Origin of the sequence: Streptomyces manipurensis (genome assembly GCF_049570255.1) — a bacterium.
GTDB classification, from domain to species: Bacteria; Actinomycetota; Actinomycetes; order Streptomycetales; family Streptomycetaceae; genus Streptomyces; species Streptomyces manipurensis.
This window is the reverse complement of sequence record NZ_CP186950.1, coordinates 3,606,097-3,623,621: the sequence shown is the minus strand read 5'-3', so window position 1 is coordinate 3,623,621 and position 17,525 is coordinate 3,606,097. Positions and strand designations below refer to the sequence as shown.

General features: G+C 72.2%; 15 protein-coding genes, 1 tRNA gene and 2 pseudogenes. 12 read left to right on the top strand and 6 right to left on the bottom strand.

What is annotated here, in order from left to right:
• Window positions 1-64: 64 nt before the first annotated feature.
• On the bottom strand, window positions 65-901 hold the full coding sequence (locus ACPU2J_RS16720; RefSeq protein ID WP_423833534.1) for a hypothetical protein: 837 nt from the start codon (window positions 899-901) through the stop codon (window positions 65-67).
• Between the two features lie 212 nt (window positions 902-1,113).
• Between ACPU2J_RS16720 and ACPU2J_RS16715 the strand changes: the two genes are divergently transcribed.
• Window positions 1,114-1,557 carry an ATP-binding protein gene (locus tag ACPU2J_RS16715; RefSeq protein ID WP_420080279.1) on the top strand — a complete coding sequence of 148 codons (444 nt, stop codon included), beginning with the start codon at window positions 1,114-1,116 and terminating at the stop codon, window positions 1,555-1,557.
• A 72-nt stretch (window positions 1,558-1,629) separates the two neighbouring features.
• Here ACPU2J_RS16715 and ACPU2J_RS16710 read toward each other — a convergent pair whose 3' ends face one another.
• Both ACPU2J_RS16710 and ACPU2J_RS16705 read right to left on the bottom strand, forming a co-directional pair.
• Window positions 1,630-3,096 carry an aminopeptidase P family protein gene (locus tag ACPU2J_RS16710; protein ID WP_365133461.1) on the bottom strand — a complete coding sequence of 489 codons (1,467 nt, stop codon included), beginning with the start codon at window positions 3,094-3,096 and terminating at the stop codon, window positions 1,630-1,632.
• 116 nt (window positions 3,097-3,212) lie between these two features.
• A complete protein-coding gene (locus tag ACPU2J_RS16705; RefSeq protein ID WP_365496605.1) occupies window positions 3,213-4,766 on the bottom strand; it encodes a PP2C family protein-serine/threonine phosphatase in 1,554 nt (517 codons plus the stop codon).
• A 398-nt stretch (window positions 4,767-5,164) separates the two neighbouring features.
• On the opposite strand from ACPU2J_RS16705, the gene ACPU2J_RS16700 reads away from it, so the two are divergent.
• Both ACPU2J_RS16700 and ACPU2J_RS16695 read left to right on the top strand, forming a co-directional pair.
• Window positions 5,165-5,869 carry a bifunctional DNA primase/polymerase gene (locus ACPU2J_RS16700; RefSeq protein ID WP_365076653.1) on the top strand — a complete coding sequence of 235 codons (705 nt, stop codon included), beginning with the start codon at window positions 5,165-5,167 and terminating at the stop codon, window positions 5,867-5,869.
• A gap of 145 nt (window positions 5,870-6,014) precedes the next feature.
• On the top strand, window positions 6,015-6,587 hold the full coding sequence (locus ACPU2J_RS16695; protein ID WP_423833533.1) for a hypothetical protein: 573 nt from the start codon (window positions 6,015-6,017) through the stop codon (window positions 6,585-6,587).
• 189 nt (window positions 6,588-6,776) lie between these two features.
• On the opposite strand, the gene ACPU2J_RS16690 is transcribed toward ACPU2J_RS16695, so the two are convergent.
• The 3 genes and pseudogenes from ACPU2J_RS16690 to ACPU2J_RS16680 all read right to left on the bottom strand — a co-directional run bounded on the left by ACPU2J_RS16690 (window position 6,777) and on the right by ACPU2J_RS16680 (window position 9,413).
• A complete protein-coding gene (locus ACPU2J_RS16690) occupies window positions 6,777-7,751 on the bottom strand; it encodes a DUF5926 family protein (protein ID WP_423833531.1) in 975 nt (324 codons plus the stop codon).
• A gap of 171 nt (window positions 7,752-7,922) precedes the next feature.
• Window positions 7,923-8,539, bottom strand: a pseudogene (locus ACPU2J_RS16685) (ATP-binding protein).
• Between the two features lie 85 nt (window positions 8,540-8,624).
• A complete protein-coding gene (locus ACPU2J_RS16680; RefSeq protein ID WP_420082400.1) occupies window positions 8,625-9,413 on the bottom strand; it encodes a glycerophosphodiester phosphodiesterase in 789 nt (262 codons plus the stop codon).
• 234 nt (window positions 9,414-9,647) lie between these two features.
• On the opposite strand from ACPU2J_RS16680, the gene ACPU2J_RS16675 reads away from it, so the two are divergent.
• The 9 genes and pseudogenes from ACPU2J_RS16675 to ACPU2J_RS16635 all read left to right on the top strand — a co-directional run bounded on the left by ACPU2J_RS16675 (window position 9,648) and on the right by ACPU2J_RS16635 (window position 17,433).
• Window positions 9,648-11,180: a S1C family serine protease gene (locus ACPU2J_RS16675; protein ID WP_423833530.1), complete on the top strand. Its 1,533-nt coding sequence runs from the start codon at window positions 9,648-9,650 to the stop codon at window positions 11,178-11,180.
• 87 nt (window positions 11,181-11,267) lie between these two features.
• Window positions 11,268-12,173 (top strand): LysR family transcriptional regulator, encoded by a 906-nt coding sequence (locus tag ACPU2J_RS16670; protein WP_420080282.1) that lies wholly within the window; start codon window positions 11,268-11,270, stop codon window positions 12,171-12,173.
• A 79-nt stretch (window positions 12,174-12,252) separates the two neighbouring features.
• The gene (locus ACPU2J_RS16665) at window positions 12,253-12,810 is read left to right on the top strand and encodes a cysteine dioxygenase family protein (protein ID WP_361590044.1); all 558 of its coding nucleotides are present in this window, start codon (window positions 12,253-12,255) and stop codon (window positions 12,808-12,810) included.
• Window positions 12,810-13,856: a YeiH family protein gene (locus ACPU2J_RS16660; protein ID WP_420080283.1), complete on the top strand. Its 1,047-nt coding sequence runs from the start codon at window positions 12,810-12,812 to the stop codon at window positions 13,854-13,856. Before ACPU2J_RS16665 ends, ACPU2J_RS16660 begins: the two co-directional genes overlap by 1 nt.
• Before the next feature lie 214 nt (window positions 13,857-14,070).
• Window positions 14,071-15,018 (top strand): trypsin-like serine peptidase, encoded by a 948-nt coding sequence (locus ACPU2J_RS16655; protein WP_399311530.1) that lies wholly within the window; start codon window positions 14,071-14,073, stop codon window positions 15,016-15,018.
• A 50-nt stretch (window positions 15,019-15,068) separates the two neighbouring features.
• A tRNA-Ser gene (locus tag ACPU2J_RS16650) sits at window positions 15,069-15,155 on the top strand.
• Window positions 15,156-15,319: 164 nt separating this feature from the next.
• Window positions 15,320-15,709, top strand: a complete 390-nt coding sequence (locus ACPU2J_RS16645; protein WP_423834975.1) for a phosphotyrosine protein phosphatase — start codon at window positions 15,320-15,322, stop codon at window positions 15,707-15,709.
• A gap of 259 nt (window positions 15,710-15,968) precedes the next feature.
• On the top strand, window positions 15,969-16,403 hold the full coding sequence (locus tag ACPU2J_RS16640) for a DUF6344 domain-containing protein (protein WP_420080284.1): 435 nt from the start codon (window positions 15,969-15,971) through the stop codon (window positions 16,401-16,403).
• A gap of 717 nt (window positions 16,404-17,120) precedes the next feature.
• Window positions 17,121-17,433: pseudogene (locus tag ACPU2J_RS16635) on the top strand (hypothetical protein).
• Window positions 17,434-17,525: the final 92 nt, after the last annotated feature.

Genomic DNA, 17,525 nt, shown 5'->3' with positions numbered 1-17,525 from the left:
CACGGGCGCGCGCGGAGTTCGCGGCACCGGCCGCTCCGGGTGTGTCCCGGGGAGGGGTGCCGCGTCAGGCTGCGAGGGCGAGCGCCGCAGGCGGCCCGCGGCGGATCACCGTGTGCTGGAGTGCTTCCCGGCCCGTGGGGGCGGCGGGGTCGTGCGCGGTCCGGCGGTCCGGCCGCGGGATCCGGACGAGCGTGCCGAGCCCGGCGCGGAGGGCGCGTACGAAGGCCAGCGCGGCGCGCAGCGGACGTACGGCGGTGGCCTCTGCTGCGGACAGCCGGGACAGTTCGACCAGGCGGAAGAGAGCGGCGTCGCCGCGCCCCAGGAGCCAGCCCGCGGCGAGCGCGGCCAGCAGGTGGCCGGCGAGCATCCCGGGGCTGAAGAGGCCGGTCTCGGGCAGGGCGAGCGCGGCCCCGGCTGCGTGGGCGTGCGTGCCGTGGCCCGGTGCCGCCGCCTGACCGGCCTGTGCCGCCTGCTGGGCCAGCGCTGCCGGATCCAGCCCGGCGGCCTCCAGTACGCGGCGGGCGTCGGCCGGGCTCAGCGGTACGGAGTTGCCCCCGCACACCAGCCGGGCGGCCAGATCCGCGAGCGAGCCGTCGGCGGATCCCGAGGGTGCCTGGGCGGCCGCGTCGCTGTGCTGGCCGAGGCCGAACAGCGCGTGCAGCGAGAGCTGACCGGCGGTGAGCGCGGCGGCCAGGCCGGGCAGGGTCCGGCGGCGTCCGGCGAGCGGTGCCGCGACGGCGAAGACCGCCAGGAAGCCGACGCACAGGGACCACCACGGCACGGTGGCGCAGGAAGCGAGGGCGTGCCCGGCTCCGGACAGCACGACGCAGACCGCGGTGAACACCGCGGCCCGGATCAGCCGGAGGCCGGCTCCGGCGTGCGTCGCGTGGGGGTCAGACATGGCCGGGTCATCATCGCACTGCGTTGATGCGGCCCATACGGCAGGTCCGGAAGATCCGTATGAGTCCACTCTGCGAAGACGGTCCGGCCGGAGCGGGGAGGGCCACGTCTACACCGCGCTCCGCGCGGGCCGCGTCCGCCGAAAGGACGGAATGCCATTCCGGACGGTTGCAGCGCGCTTACGGTCGCTCGCGGACGGCAATAGGTATCGGTATGAGCATCTGGTGGTCTCTCCACTTGAGGCGCGAGGCCGCGAGCGTGTCGCTCGCCAGGCGGTTGCTGCTGGGGACGATGGAGACCGCGGGGGTGGACCCGGACATCTCCTTCGATCTCTCGGTGGCGCTGACCGAGGCCTGCGCGAACGCGGTGGAGCACGGAGGGGGCGGCGGGGTCCCGGAGGAGACCGAGGCGTACCACGTCACGGCCTACCTGGACGGGGACTGCTGCCGCATCGAGGTGACCGACTCGGGGCCGGGCTTCCCGCCCGCGACGGTGGCCCGCCGCAGACCCTCCCTGGCCGAACACGGCCGGGGCCTGCACATGATCGCGGAGCTCGCCGACCACGTCCGCTTCCGCAACCGGCCGGGCCGGGGAGCCGTGGTGACCTTCGACAAGGTGCTGAAGTGGCGCGACGACGCCCTGTTGAAGGTGTCGTAGGAGGTGGCGTGAAATGCCGATGGGCAGGACCCCTCCGGGGATCCCGCCCATCCGCACGTGGCGCCGCGGGCGTCAGCCCTTGAGCTGCGCCATCCAGGCCTCGACCTCGGTCGAGCGGCGGGGCAGCCCCGCCGACAGGTTCCGGTTGCCGTCCTCCGTGACGAGGATGTCGTCCTCGATCCGGACGCCGATGCCGCGGTACTCCTCGGGCACGGTCAGGTCGTCGGCCTGGAAGTACAGCCCCGGCTCGACGGTCAGGCACATGCCCGGCTCCAGGGTCCCCTCGACGTACGCCTCGGTGCGCGCGGCGGCGCAGTCGTGGACGTCCATGCCGAGCATGTGACCGGTGCCGTGCAGGGTCCAGCGGCGCTGCAGGCCCAGCTCCAGGACACGTTCGACCGGGCCCTCCAGCAGGCCCCACTCGACGAGCTTCTCGGCCAGCACGTGCTGGGAGGCGTCGTGGAAGTCGCGGAACTTGGCGCCCGGCTTCACCGCGGCGATGCCGGCCTCCTGCGACGCGTAGACGGCGTCGTAGATCTTGCGCTGGATGTCGGTGTACGTGCCGCTGATCGGCAGCGTGCGCGTGACGTCGGCGGTGTAGAGGGAGTGGGTCTCCACACCGGCGTCGAGCAGCAGCAGGTCTCCGGAGCGGACATCCCCGTCGTTGCGCACCCAGTGCAGGGTGCAGGCGTGGGCGCCGGCCGCGCAGATGGAGCCGTAGCCGATGTCGTTGCCCTCGACCCGGGCGCGCAGGAAGAAGGTGCCCTCGATGTAGCGCTCGGAGGTGGCCTCGGCCTTGTCGAGGACCTTCACCACGTCCTCGAAACCGCGGACGGTGGAGTCGACGGCCTTCTGTAGCTCGCCGATCTCGAACTCGTCCTTCACCGCGCGCGCCTCGGAGAGGTAGACGCGCAGCTCCTCGTCCCGCTCCTTGGTCACCTTGTCGGTGAGGGCGGACTCGATCAGCGCGTCGTGGCCGCGCACGGCGCGGACGGGGCCCTCGGCCTCCGTCAGGGCCGCGGCGAGCTCGCGGACGTCCTGGGCGGGCAGGCCCAGGAGCTGCTCGGCCTCGGCGAGCGAGTGGCGGCGGCCCACCCACAGCTCGCCCTGGCCGGACAGCCAGAACTCGCCGTTCTCACGGTCGGAGCGCGGCAGGAGATAGATGGTCGCGGTGTGGCCGGTGTCCCCCGTGGGCTCCAGGACCAGGACGCCGTTCTCGGTCTGGTCGCCGGTGAGGTACGCGTACTCGGTCGAGGCGCGGAAGGGGTACTCGGTGTCGTTGGAGCGGGTCTTCAGGCGGCCCGCGGGGACGACCAGGCGCTCGCCGGGGAAACGCTCGGAGAGCGCGGCACGGCGGGCGGCGGTGTGCGCGGCCTGGGCGATCGGCTCCAGTCCGTGCAGCTCGGTGTCGGCCCAGCCGGTGCGCATGTTCTCGGCGAGTTCGTCGCTGACGCCCGGGTACAGACCGTTCTTCCGCTGCTTGTGCGTCTTCTTGGGCTGCTCTTCTTCCGGGGTCTCCGGGGTGAGCTCGTCAGCCACGTCTTCTCCTCAGCTACGACGGTACGGACCGGGGTGGGGACCGCATCCATCGTATGCGTGTACGGAGCAGGGTGTTCGGAATCGTGGGAGCGGGCCCGAGCCGCCGGCCCGGTGGATCATTCGAACCGCGCCGCCAGCAGCACGATGTCCTCCGGGGCGTCGCCGGGCTTCCCCTCGGGCAGCACGGTGCGCAGGATGTGGTCGCAGAGGGCCGCCGGGTCCTCGCGGGCGCTGCGGGGGGCTCCCGCGGCCGCCGCGTGCAGCCGGGCGTAGGCCCGGTCCATCGGGTCGCCGGTGTGGTGCAGCAGCCCGTCGGTGTAGAGCAGCACCGTTTCTCCGGGCGCGGGTTCGATCTCCATGCTGGGTGCCTCCCAGCAGGACAGCATGCCCAGGGGTGCGGAGAGGGAGGTCTCCACGTACTCGGTGCGGCGTTCGCCGACGAGCAGCGGCGGGGTGTGCCCGGCGCCGGCCAGGACGATCTTGTGGCCCCGGCCGTCGGCCTGCGGCCCCCCTGCGGGCTCGCAGAAGGCGAAGAGAGCGGTGGCCGACCGTGCGGGCTCGGTCAGCCGCAGCAGCAGTTCGAGGTCGGACAGGACCGCCACCGGGTCCTCGCCCTCCATGACGGCGTAGGCGCGCAGCGACGCGCGCAGTCTGCCCATGGCAGCGACGGCGCTCGGCCCCGATCCGGTCACCGATCCGACGGCGAGCCCGAGGGCGCCCTCGGGCAGCGGCAGGGCGTCGTACCAGTCGCCGCCGCCGAGCGGTCCGGCGTGGTGGCGGGCGGCCAGCTGCACCCCGGGGATCCGGGGGAGCCGGCTGGGCAGCAGTTCCTCGGCGACGGTGGCCAGGTGCGCGCGGGACCGTTCCACCTCCAGCATCCGGGCTAGGTGCTCGGCGGCGTGGCGTACGTACAGGCCCACGAGGTCGCGCTGGCGGTCGCTCGGCTCGGCCTGCTCGTCGTAGAGCCAGACGGCCGCGCCGAGCCGGCCGGGGGCCTCGGCGGTCAGCGGGAGGGCGTAGCTGGCGGCGTAGCCGAGGCGGGCGGCGACCTCGCGGTGGCGGGGGTCGACGGGCGCGGCGAAGCCGCCGGTGCCCGGATCCGCGTCCGGTTCGGGGAGGAAGTCGGAGCCGCCCTGGGCGTCGGGCAGCCCGTCGAGGATCCGCCCGTAGGAGGTCGCGCTGCGGGGGACCGTTTCGATGTGCCCGAGTTCGGCGTGCCCGAGGCCGAGGCCGATCGTGGTGGTGGGGCCGAGCCCGTCGGAGGGCTCCAGGACGACCAGGCCGCGGCGGGCGCCGACGAGGGCGGCGCCGGCGCGCAGGAACTCGTGGAGGGAGGAGGCGAGGTCCGAGGCCCGGGCGAGCCGTTCGGTGAGCTCGTGGAGGGTGGTCAGGTCCGAGACCATGCCGGCCAGCCGGTCCTGGATGACGCTGCCCGGGGCGGCCGGAGCGGCCGGAGCGGGGGTGGTGCGGGCAGCCGTGGGCGTCGCAGTGTGCGTCGACGCGTTGACTGCCGGATCGATTCCAGCCACTTTCGGCAGATGCGGCGCGCTCATGGCGTCCGCCTTTCCACCTGGTGCGATTCGCCGAATAGCATCGCAAACCCCCAGATCGTGCTGCGCCGCCATCAAGGAATCCACATCTACACGCACACGTGGATGCATGTCCAGCATTGCCCAGGTGGGAATCCTGGTGTCCGTGAGACGGCAACTCACCGTCGAGCCAAGGCTAGAACTTGGCCGGAAAAAGCTGGAAGCAGTAGGTTTTTGAGGTCGACTGGACGAGCTCCGCAGGGGGGTCGGGTACGTACTCGGTGTTGACCGGGGGCAGTTGGCGTACCGGGAACCACCCGGTCCTGGGTGGTCGTCCTAGGTGGCGGCGACCGGTCCCGGCAGTCGGCGAGGGGTCGCGCTCCGCCCCCGCCGGACGTTGGATGGACCCGTAAGAGAACTGCACGAACCGTGTGAACCTGCCTCTGGCGGCCCCTGTCGCCGGAACCGTACGTGCAGTGAGTCACCGGTTACATGGTGTGATGTGGCCCTCGGCGTTCAACGGAAAGGAACGAGCGCTCATGCGCGAGATCCTCGGAAGGCGTCTCCAGCGGCTCCGCGATCGCTTTCAGTCCCTGCGCCCCGCCCCCGAACGGAACAGCGCCCCCTCCGCCCTCCTCGACGCGGCGCTCACCTGTGCCACCACGTGGCAGTGGCCCGTCCTGCCCGGCGTCGGCCGGTCCGGGACCGACGGCACGCGCTGCGCCTGCCCCGACCCCGACTGCGTCGTTCCCGGCGCACACCCCTTCGATCCCGGTCTGCTCGCGGCCACCACCGACCCCCGCATGGTGGCCTGGTGGTGGACCAACCGCCCCACGGCGCCCGTCCTGATGGCCACCGGAGGGCGGGCCCCGTGCGCGGTGAGCCTCCCGGCCGGCGCCGCCGCACGGGCCCTCGTACGGCTGGACGCGCAGGGCCTGAGGCTCGGGCCGGTCGTGGCCACGCCCACGAGGTGGGCGTTCCTGGTCGCCCCGTACTCGCTGGAGCGGCTCGGCGAACTGCTCTACACCAAGGACCACGTGCCCTCCTCGCTGCGCTTCCACGGCGAGGGCGGCTACCTGCTGATGCCGCCGTCCGCCGCGTCCAGCGGCGGCCTGGTCCGCTGGGAGCGGGAGCCGGGCGCACAGGATCCGGCGCTGTGGCTGCCCGAGGTCGAGGCGGTCGTGCACGCACTGGTCGAGGCGAGCAGTGGTGCACCGGGCGGCGGCAGCCGGCTGGCGTACTGACCCGCGCGGGCGTGGGAACCGCGGGACGCGTACGGCCCCGTGGGGTGCCGCGGGATCACTCGTACGGGTGCCAGCGGGGCCGGATTGCAAGGGAATTGGGCGCGGGGATCTCCGCGCCCCTTTCCCGCGTCGCTATCTTCGGCGAATGAATCTCCGCCTGATCGGTATCGGCGCCGGTGTGCTGGTCATCTTGTCGCTCCCGCTCGCCGGAGCGATCGCCGGGCCGGACTTTGCGGGCCTCGACGACGGAAAAGGCGGCGGCCTGTTCTCGGCGCTCGGCCTTTCGGAGCCGCGGACCTCTCCCGCGGAGCCGCCGGCGCGTCCGGAGTCGGTGGTCGGGCGCGAGCGGCCGGGTCCGGCCGAGCAGCCGCGCACGGACTCCCGCTGCGGGCCGGAACTGTCCGCTCCGTATGGGGTGGAGGCGCAGACCTGTGTGCTGGTCTCCGAAGGCCGGACGTGGGGCCGGAGTTACTACAGAAACACGAGTGGTCGCGCTCTCGACGTCGTGCTGACGACGATGGGTCCGGCCGGTCGCACGGTGCAGATCCGGTGTGCGGTCGGTGAAGGAGACGAGCCGGGTCTGTGCGAGACGCCGAGGGAGGACTCGGTCGGGGATCCGGAGGGTTACTCGGCCGTAGCGGAGTTTGCAGTTCCGGATGATGAAGGGAAGCTCCTCCTCCGGTCCGGGAGCAACTCACCGGCACCGGGTGACGGTTGATCACCGCCTAAATGGAAGGGCCCGGTCGCTGGCGACGGGGGATGCACCAGCGACCGGGCTACAAGAACGGTAACAAGAGATCGCCTGTTCGCAAATTCGATCTCTGATATTCAGACACCGATTTGCAGACGATTAGCGGGAGTTGTGACTCCGGTCACCGGTCCCGCGCGTCCGCTCGTCCCGCCCGGGTCAGCTCAGCGTGACCTGGCGGTTGGTGAGTCCGCCGCGGGCCCGGCGCTCCTCCGTGGTGAGCGGGGCGTCCGTGGCCAGGGCCTTGGCGAGCCGCTCCGCGAACTCCGCGGCGGGCTTCTCGACATCGGCGGCCGTGACCCCGGTCGGCAGGTCCCAGACCGGGACCATCAGGCCGTGGGCGCGGAAGGAGCCGACGAGCTTCGTGCCCTCGCCGAGCGAGGAGGTGCCGGCCGCGTGCAGGCGCGCGAGGGCGTCGAGCAGTTTCTCCTCGGCGTGCGGCATGACCCAGCGCAGGTGGTTCTTGTCCGGGGTCTCGCACCAGTAGGCGGCGTCGACGCCGGTCAGCTTGACGGTGGGGATCGCGGCCGCGTTGGCGCGCTCCAGCGAGGCGGCGATCTCCGGCGAGGCGTTCTGGCCGTTCTCGGATTCCGGAATCCAGAATTCGAAGCCGGTGTGCACAACCGGCTCGAAACCGCCGTCGGCGTCCAGAAGATCCTGAAGTCGGGGACCCTCGGCGGGCACCCGGCGCGCGGCCACCGGATTGCCCGGCTCCGTCGCGAGCGCACGCTCCAGGGTGTCGGCCATGTCGCGGCCCAGGTCGCCCGTGGACGTCTCGTTCTGCAGGCCGAGCAGGACGGAGCCGTCCTCACGGCGCAGCGCCGGCCAGGCCATCGGCAGTACGGTCACCAGCGTGACGGAGGGGACGCCCTCGGGCAGGCCGCCCTTGAGGGTCAGCGGAACGGTGGCCGCGGGCACCAGCTCGCGCAGCGCGACCCAGTCGCACTCGCCCGGCAGGCCTTCGAACGGGCGCTGGACGTGCTGGGTCACCGCGTGCGAGGCGGCCGCGCCGTGGCAGGCCTTGTAGCGGCGCCCGGATCCGCAGGGGCAGGGCTCGCGGGCTCCGACAACGGGGATCTCACCGTTGTTGAGCTGCGGCTTCGCAGACTTGGCTGCGGGGCGCTTCTTGGCCATCGTGCGTGTCTCCCGGTTGCGGCGGTACGGCGTCGTGTCTGGGCGCGAGCCTAGCCGTTCGTACCGCCGGAACCGGTGGGGTGCGGCCGGGAGCACGGTCGGCGTGCGCTCCCGGACGGCCGCCTGTGCGGATGACCGGTACTGCTGTGCTGTGGTGGACCTCCTGTGCGATCAGAAGTCCCGGTGTCCGGGCCTCAGATCGTCGAAGGCCGTGCTGAAGTCGATCGCCGGGGGCGCAACGCGCGTAGCGAAGTCCTCGTGCCGGGGCCCGCAGGCGACGACCACCCACACGGTGACCTCACCCGCCGCTCCGTCCCGGACACCCCAGTCCTGTGCGAGGGCGCTGATGATGTTCAGCCCCCGGCCGCCGCGAGCGGTGACCGAGGGCGTGGAAGGAACAGGGCGCGTGGGCCCGCCCCCGTCCGTGACCTCGACCGTCAGCCGCCCGGTTCCGTCGATGCGCCATGCGGCGCGAATCTCCCCGTCCCCGACCTCCCGAGCGCCCAGTGGCCTGCCGTGTCGACAAGCGTTGCTGAGCAGTTCGGAAAGGATCAGTACGGCATCGTCCACGACCGTTTCGGCCACTCCGCTGATGCGCAATTGTTCACGCATGCGGTGCCTCGCCTCACCCACGCCCGCAGGACCATGGCGTACGTCCATGCACGACGACGTGGGCACTTCTTGTGCCACCACCAACGCCACCCCCGGAACCTCCTTAGCCCCACGCATGGTCTGGATGCCCCAATGGCCTGGACCGGAAACCGACGAAGCGGGCCGCTCTGACGCATTCGCGCCGAACGAATGCGGAGCGGATGCGCCGGGGCACACCCCGTAACGGAAGGGGTGGTGGGGGCGGGTGTGCAAAAGGGGATGTCAGCGCCCGAGTTGGGACAGAACCTGTCGGGGTCTGTTCGTGATGATTGCTTCCACGCCCAGATCGGCGCAGAGCTGAACATCTTCGGGATCGTTCACTGTCCATACGTGAACGGAGTGGCCCGCCCCCTGGAGCTTGCGGATGTAGCCGGGGTGGTTGCGCACGATCCGCATCCCGGGGCCGGCGATCGTCACACCGGCCGGCAGCCGCCCGTCGCGCATCCGTGGCGAGATGAACTGCATCAGGAACACCGTGGGGATCGTCGGGGTGGCCGCCCGCACGCGGTGCAGGGAGCGTGCGGAGAAGCTCATGACCCGGATCGGATGCGGACCCTCCGCGGGCGGCGCGTCCAGGCCGAAGCGCCTGAGGAGCCGGATCAGCCGCTCCTCCACCTGTCCGGCCCAGCGCGTCGGGTGCTTCGTCTCGATCGCCAGCTGCACCGGCCGGCCGGTGTCCGCGACCAGCTCCAGCAGGCGCTCCAGGGTCAGGACGGAGGTCCGTTCGGGATCGGCGTCCCAGTCGGGCGACTCCTCCCGGTCCTTCCAGGAGCCGAAGTCGAGGGCCGCGAGGTCGGCCAGCTCCAGGGCGGAGACGGCGCCGCGTCCGTTCGAGGTGCGGTTCACCCGGCGGTCGTGGACCAGGACCAGATGGCCGTCGGCCGTGAGCCGGACATCGCATTCGAGGGCGTCGGCCCCGTCCTCGATGGCCTTGCGGTAGGCGGCCAGGGTGTGCTCGGGGGCGTCCTCCGAAGCGCCGCGGTGGGCGACGACCTGGATGGTGCGCGGCATTGCGTGGGTCACCGGGTCATGGTGCCACCGAGGGGCCCTCCGGCGTCGGGGTCCGGCCTGCGGGTGCAACCGAAATGTCGGATATAAAGAATGGGGAGAGATGCACAGGTCCGGCTTACAGTGCTCTGACGGGGCATGGGAAAGGCTTTGCCCAGGAACTTGTACGGCACGTCGAACGTTCTGCCGGACCGATCGCCAGATTTTCTGCAGCGTGTGTGACGAGGAGAGAGAGCTGTGAGCACCGAGAACGAGGGCACCGCGGCCCCCACGCCCCCCGCGGCCCCGTCCGTACCCCCTGCTCCGGCCTCCGAGACGCAGGCGGCGGCCGCCGCGCCCGCCCCCCAGCCGGCCGGCGCCCCACAGGACGCCGCTCCGGCCCCGGTGGCCCCGGCCTCCGCGCCTGCTCCGGCGCCCGCCGCCGGTGAGGCCGTGACCCAGCAGATCCCGCCGGCGCCCGGCACCGAGCCCACCCAGCCGATCCCCCCGGCCGCGCCCGCCCCCGGGTACGGGACGGCGCCCGCCCCGGCCGCCCACGGCGCCGAGGGCTGGCCCCCGCCGCCGCCCGCGATGCCCGCGTACGGCGCGGGCGGCCCCGCCGGCCCCGTCTGGGGCGCTCCCCCGGCCGGCGACGGCCATCACGCCCCCAAGCCGAAGGGCAAGGGCGGTCTGATCGCGGCCGTGCTCGTGGCCGCGCTGCTGGCCGGCGGCATCGGCGGCGGCGTCGGCTACTGGGCCGCCGAACGCAGCAACAACGGCAGCGGGTCCACGACCATCAGTGCCACCAACACCCCGAAGGACCTCAAGCGCGAGGCGGGCTCCATCGCGGGTCTGGCCGCGGGCGCCCTGCCCAGCGTGGTCACCATCGAGGCCTCGGCCGGCGACGGCGAGGGCGGTACCGGCACCGGGTTCGTCTACGACCAGCAGGGCCACATCCTGACCAACAACCACGTCGTCGCCTCCGCCGCGAACGGCGGCAAGCTCTTCGCGATCTTCTCCGACGGCAAGAAGTACGACGCGGAGGTGGTCGGCCGGGCCCAGGGCTACGACGTCGCCGTCCTCAAGCTGAAGAACCCTCCGGCCGGCCTCAAGCCGCTGGCGCTCGGCGATTCCGACAAGGTCGCCGTCGGCGACTCGACCATCGCGATCGGCGCCCCCTTCGGCCTGTCGAACACGGTGACCACCGGCATCATCAGTGCCAAGAACCGGCCCGTGGCCTCCGGCGACGGCACCGGCAGCAAGAACTCGTACATGAGCGCGCTCCAGACGGACGCCTCGATCAACCCCGGCAACTCCGGCGGCCCGCTGCTCGACGGCCGCGGCGCGGTCATCGGCATCAACTCCGCCATCCAGTCGGCGGGCAACGGCGGCTTCGGCGGCGGCCAGGCCGGCTCCATCGGCCTCGGCTTCGCCATTCCGATCAACCAGGCCAAGAACGTGGCCGAGTCGCTGATCAAGACGGGCAAGCCGGTCTACCCGGTGATCTCGGTCTCCGTGGACCTCCAGGCCAAGACGGAGGGCGCCAAGATCTCCGAGCAGGGTGCCGCGGCCAACGAGCTCGTCGACCCGAACGGCCCCGCCGGCAAGGCCGGCCTCAAGCCGGGCGACATCATCACCGACTTCGGCGGCAAGCCGGTCGACAGCGGCCCGACGCTGATCAGCCTGATCTGGACGTACAAGCCCGGTGACACCGTGAAGCTCACCTACCTGCGCGCGGGCAAGCCGACCACCGTGGACATCACGCTCGGCTCGCGGGTCGGCGACAAGTAGCCCGGAGGCCACGGCGGTGGCCCGACGGCGAGGGGCCGTAGGCGGATTACGCCTACGGCCCCTCCAACGTCCGCTTATGCTTCGCTCGTGTTCGATTCTCGGCACATACGCACGTTTCACGCGGTCGTCGCCGCCGGGTCGTACTCGGCGGCCGCCCGCGTGCTCGGGTACACCCAGCCCGCCATCACCCAGCAGATGAAGGCGCTCGAACGGGCCGTCGGCACCCCGCTGTTCACCCGCATGGGCCGCAAGATGCAGCTCACCGAGGCGGGTGAGTCCCTCTCGCGGCACGCGGAGACCATCCTGGGCAACCTCTCCGCCGCCGAGGCCCAGCTGAGGGCGTACGCGCGCCTGCGGACCGGCCGGGTCAGACTCTGCGGCTTCCCCAGCGCCAACGTCACGCTCGTCCCGGAAGCCCTCAGCAGCCTGGCCAAGGACCACCCGGGCATACAGGTCGAGCTGCTGGAGGGGGAGCCCCCCGAGTCGCTCCGCCGCCTGGAGCGCGGTGAATGCGACATCACGCTGGCCTTCACCTATCCCGGCCTGCACGAGGAGGTGCCGGAGGAGGTCGCCGAGATCAGGCTGCTGGAGGACCAGCTGACGGTGCTCCTTCCGACCGGCCACCCGCTCGCCCGCCGCCGCGCCGTCCACCTGGCCGATCTCGCCGAGGAGCGGTGGATCGCGGGCTGCCCCCGCTGCCGTGCGAACCTGCTCCACGAATGCGCCGAGCTGGGCTTCGTTCCCGACATCCGCTTCGCGACGGACGACAACCTGGTGGTCCAGAGCCTGGTCGCTCAGGGGTTGGGCGTGGCGATGATGCCCGCGCTGGTCCTGCCCTCCCTCTCGCTGAGCAAGGTGTGCGGGCGGGCCCTCCAGCCCGCCGCCCGGCGCCACATAGCGGCCTACGTCTACCGCGACCACCTGCGCATCCCCGCGACGGCCGTGGTGCTCGACGCGTTGCGGCAGGCCGCGGCGAACCGGGTCGGCTGCTGATCAATCCATAAGCTCTGCTTGGGATTTCGGGTCACAACTGTCGTTGGACGTGATGGGAAGACGGCAGCACGCTGCCGATATGACCACCACCACGCCGGCCCGCACCACCACGAGGATGGCCGCCCTCGTCAGTGAGATCCGCACGGTAGTGGAGCGGGGGCTCGCTCCCGACCTCACGGCCTATCTGGTGGGCGAACGCCTCGCGCCTCACCTGGGCGCCCCGGACCTCCTCACCCCGGCGCAGCAGGAGGGCGACCCAGAGCGCTACCGGCAGCACGTGCTGCACGCGGAGTCCGACGGGAGCTTCTCGGTGGTGGCGCTGGTGTGGCTCCCCGGCCAGGAGACCTGCATCCACGACCACGTCTCCTGGTGCGTGGCCGGGGTGCACCAGGGCGAGGAGAGCGAGCGCCGCTTCCGGCTCGCCCCGGGAGGCCCCGGCATCGGCCCCGCGCGCCTGGTGCCGACCGAGGACGTGGTCAACGCGCAGGGCGAGGTCTGCGGATTCGCCCCGCCCGGAGACATCCACAAGGTGCGCAACTCCTGTCGCGGCACCGCGATATCCATCCACGTGTACGGAGCCGACGTGTCCCGGCTGGGCACCAGCATCCGCCGCGTCTACACGCTCCCCGTCGACTGATGGCGCTCCTCCACCGCCCCCAGAGCACCGCCGTCCGGAATGTTTCACGTGGAACACCGACGTCCTGGCCAGGGCTGGCGATGGCCGCGGGCGGCGCACTGGCGGCGTGGGGCATCCACCAGCTGATACCCGCGGCGCCGATGCTGACGGCATCGGTGGTGCTGGGCATCGCGGTGGCGCACCTGCCGGGCTCCCGGGCCTTCGTGCGCGGAGCCGCCCGCCCGGGCCTCTCCCTGGCCGGCCGACGGCTGATGCGCGTGGGCATCGTCCTGCTGGGCCTCGGCCTGGGCCTGGACCAGGTCCTCCGGCTGGGGTGGGCCACGGTGGCCATGGTGGTCGGTGTGGTCGCGGCCACCTTCTTCGGCACGGTCTGGCTGGGCCGCCGTCTCGGACTGCCCCGGGACCAGCCGCTGTTGATAGCGACCGGCTACTCGATCTGCGGAGCGTCGGCGATCGGCGCGGTGAGCGAGGTGTCGGGCAGCGACGAGGAGGACGTGGCCGCTTCCGTGGCCCTGGTCACCCTCTGCGGAACCCTCGCCATTGCCGTGCTCCCCCTCCTGCAGGGCCCCCTGGGCCTGTCCGACCTCGCTTTCGGGCGGTGGGTCGGGGCCGGAGTCCATGACGTCGGCCAGGTGGTGGCCACGGCCCAGACCGCCGGCCCGGTCGCCCTGGGTGAGGCCGTCCTGGTCAAGCTGATGCGGGTGGCCCTGCTCGCGCCGCTGGTGGCCGCCGTGGCCTTCTCGGTACGGGCCCGCCGGCGCGGGGTGCGTACCGCCTCGGGCCGCCGGCCGGCACCGGTTCCGCTGTTCGTCGCCGGGTTCCTGGCCGCTGCCGCGGTGCGCGCCACCGGGGTGCTGCCGGACGTGGCGCTGGAGTGGGCGCACACCGCGCAGGAGGCGCTGCTGGCCGCCGCCCTCTTCGGGCTGGGAAGCGCGGTGCACCTGCCCTCGCTGGCCCGTACCGGCGGCCGGGCGGCCGTTCTGGGCCTCGGTGCGTGGGTGGTCGTGGCCGGAGCCTCCTACGCGGGCGTGATGCTGACCGTATGACCGGGCAACGGCCGGGAGTTGGCCAATTCCTGGCCGGAACCGACCGAACGTTCATACTGCCCGCTGACATTGACGCAGGGCCGTGCCACTCTGCCCCGGCGAGCGCACCACGCACGACGCGCGACGCACCCTGCACAGCCGATCCGCACCGACCGCTCTTCACCCCCACCCTGCCCGGCTCCGTCCGGTCCGGGCACGGCAGAAGGAGTCATGCGTGAATCGTCATCGCACGGCCTTGTCCGTCCTGCTCTCGGCGGGTGCCCTGGTGGCGGGTGCCCTCACGGCGGCCACCCCCTCGATCGCGGCGGACGCCCCGGCGTCCTTCCGGCAGCAGCAGACCCAGGGCTTCTGGACCGCGGAGCGGATGCGGAGCGCCACCCCGCTCGACGTGACCGCCGCCCCCGGTGCCTCCCGTACCCCGGTGGCCACGACGGCGGCGCCGACCGCCGTCGCCCCCACCGCCGCCGCGTCGCCCACCGCTTTCCCGCAGGCCGGCGGTGCCTGGACGGGCGGCGGTGCGGTGGTGAAGACCTCGGGCCGGGTCTTCTTCACGATGGGCGGCCGGACCGCCTCCTGCTCCGGCAACTCGATCACGAGCGCCAACGGCAGCACGGTCATGACGGCCGGCCACTGCGTGAAGTACCAGGGCGCATGGCACACGAACTGGGTCTTCGTCCCCGCCTACAACAACGGTTCCGCGCCCTACGGCCAGTGGTCGGCCACCAAGACCTTCGCCACCGACCAGTGGGCCGCGAGCGAGGACATGAACCACGACGTCGGCCTCGCCGTGGTCGCCCCGCTGAACGGGCAGACCCTCAGCCAGGCCGTCGGCGCCCAGGGAGTCCTCTTCAACGGCGGCTACAACAAGAAGATGTACTCCTTCGGCTTCCCCGCGGCGGCCCCGTACGACGGCTCGAAGCTGGTCTACTGCAGCGGGAACAGTGGGAAGGACTTCCTCCTGACCAAGGACCACGGCCTGGGCTGCAACATGACGGGCGGCTCCAGCGGCGGCCCCTGGTTCCAGGACTTCAACGAGGCCACCGGCCTGGGCATGCAGGTCTCGGTGAACAGTTTCGGCTACGTCTTCTTCCCGAACCGCATGTTCGGCCCGTACCTCGGCAACGAGGCGAAGGCGGCCTACGACAAGGCCCAGGTGTCCTGACCTCCCAGTCGCCCCGCCACCCCCGCCCGGCCGGTACTCTGTACCGGCCAGGTGGGTTGCCCGAGCGGCCTAAGGGAACGGTCTTGAAAACCGTCGTGGCAGCGATGTCACCGTGGGTTCAAATCCCACACCCACCGCAGTGTGTCGGCCGGTATGCCGACCGGAAGGGTGCCTCTTACCGGGAGGCACCCTTCGTCGTGTGGTCGCCCTCGCCGCAGCAGGCGCTGACACCGCAGCAGGACGCGGACGCCGGCGGCTTGGTGGCGCGGACGACGGCCGCGTGCATGCCGTCGGCGACGGCATGGGTCGGCGTGATCTCGATCTGCGTGAACCCGGCGGTGCCGAGGGCGCCGCGTTCCTGTCCCACCTGGCCGGCGACCGGATCGAGGTCCGGTCCGCCGGGTCGGCCCCGGCGGACCGGGTGAACCCGGCCGTGGGCGAGGCGATGGCCGAGGTCGGCGTCGACATCTCCGCAGAGAGCCCGAAGGTCCTGACCGTGGACGCCGTCCGGGCCTCCGACGTGGTGGTCACCATGGGCTGCGGGGACGCCTGCCCGTACTTCTGCGGCAAGCGCCACCTGGACTGGACGCTCCAGGACCCGGCGGGCCAGGGGGTCGAGGCGGTCCGCCCCATCCGTGACGAGATCCGGCGCCGGATCCGGGACCTGATCGCCGCGTCCCCGCTCGGCTGAGGCGCGCCGCGATTTTTCGGCTTGCGGGCCGGGAGGGGGCGTGCCGGGTCCAGAACCCTTGCGGGGCCTGGGCTCCGGGGCCCTCGGAGGGCGTCGGGAGAGAAGGCGGGAGGGGGCTCCGCACAGCCGCTCTGCTCCGTCCGAGTGGTGTTTGTCGGAAGATCGGCGCGTGTGATGAACGCCGTGCGGTTGCCCCCCACATCATGACGAATGTATTCAGATCCGTCCGTCCGAACATCACGAATCGAGGCGAACCGTCATGGCTCAGCGCACCGTTCTCACGTCGATCTGGACCTCGGTCCTGGCCGCTCTGGTGGCCCTGCTCTCCGTCCTCGGCCTCGGCCGCAAGACGGCTCCGGTCGTCGCGACCGCCGCCGCTCCCGCTGCCCCGGCCGCCGCCCCGGCCCCCGCCGCCCGGCCGTCCGTCGCGGCACGGCGGAGCTGGCGGGCGATGATGCGGGGAGGTGCCCTCCCGCCCACCATCAAGCAGCGGATCCGGGCCGAGGCCCATGGCAAGACCCCCTCCGTGCGCCGTTCGACCACCGCCGCGGCCATGGGTGCCGGATCGGCTTCGGGTACGGGTGCAGCCGGTGGAGCCGTCGTCGTACCGGGCCGTGCGGGACGCATTCCGCACCAGACCGCCGCAGCGCGTCGTGCAGCCACCACCCGCGAGTCGCTCGACCTCGCCGCATAGCGCCGGTACACCTGACGGCTCCCCGGCCTCGTACCCGCGGACGTACGCGTCGTCGGCAGGCATCAGGGCGGCAGTGGGAGCAGGAGCGGACGCGAGATCCGCTCGCGGCGGTGCGCCGCGCACGACGAAGCACGGCAGGCCGGTACGGGACGTCGGACAGCCGGCCAGTACGGCAGGTCGGACAGCAGGCCGGTACCGCAAGTAGGACAGCAGGTCGCGCGCAGGGCGGACCCCGGGTGGGACCGTCGGCAGAGCGGCGAAGAGGGTGCAGGCGCTGGAGCCCGGTCGATCGCGACCGTGGATCGCGCCCGCGCAGTGCCCCCGGAGCGGGCACGGACGGATCACCCCGGCGTGCGCCGGGGGGCGCGCACAGGGCGCGGAGCTTGGCGTTGCAGGGCCGCAGGGCCGGGAGACGGTGGGGTTCCCGGACAGGCGCGGCCCTTTGAGGCATGTCCGCGGCAGGCCGGTCTGGAGGAACGCTTCGCCTCTTGTGCGACCCGGGTTTCAGCAGTGCAGGGGGCGCTGACCTGGGGCTCAGGAGGTGTGAAGCGGGTTTATCCGGTGTTGGTCATGCTTGCGGGGGAAACGGTGGCTCCGGGGTGGTTCGCCGGGGATTCGGTGGGCAACTCTGGTCTCGCGACGTCGTCACCACGACCGAGGTGGTCGGCCAACTGCCTTGGACCGATTCCCACTTCGTTATCCGGAGGACCACAAGACATGGCAAGCATCCGTACCGCCCGCGTCATCGCCGCCGTCTCCGCTCTCCCGCTGGCCGTCGCGCTCTTCGGCGGTGTGGCGTCGGCAGACAACGACGCCTTCGCGAATCGACGGATCGAACGCGACCGTCGCCGGCGTCATCGGCAGCGGCGTGGGCGGCGACAACCTCGGCAACTCCGCCACCTCGCAGCAGGTGGCCACCGGCCCGGGGGCGTCCAATCAGAACAACACCGCGCAGGTGAACGGTTCGGCCTTCACGGCCGTCGACCAGGACACCACCAACGTGGCGGTCAACTTCTTCCCCTGGTGGTAGCGACGGGGTGAACGGCTCGACGCTCTGAGGGTGCCCGTGCGACCGGACCGGCTGGGGTCCGGTAGCGCGGGCGCCCTCGCGCGTGCGCCCGT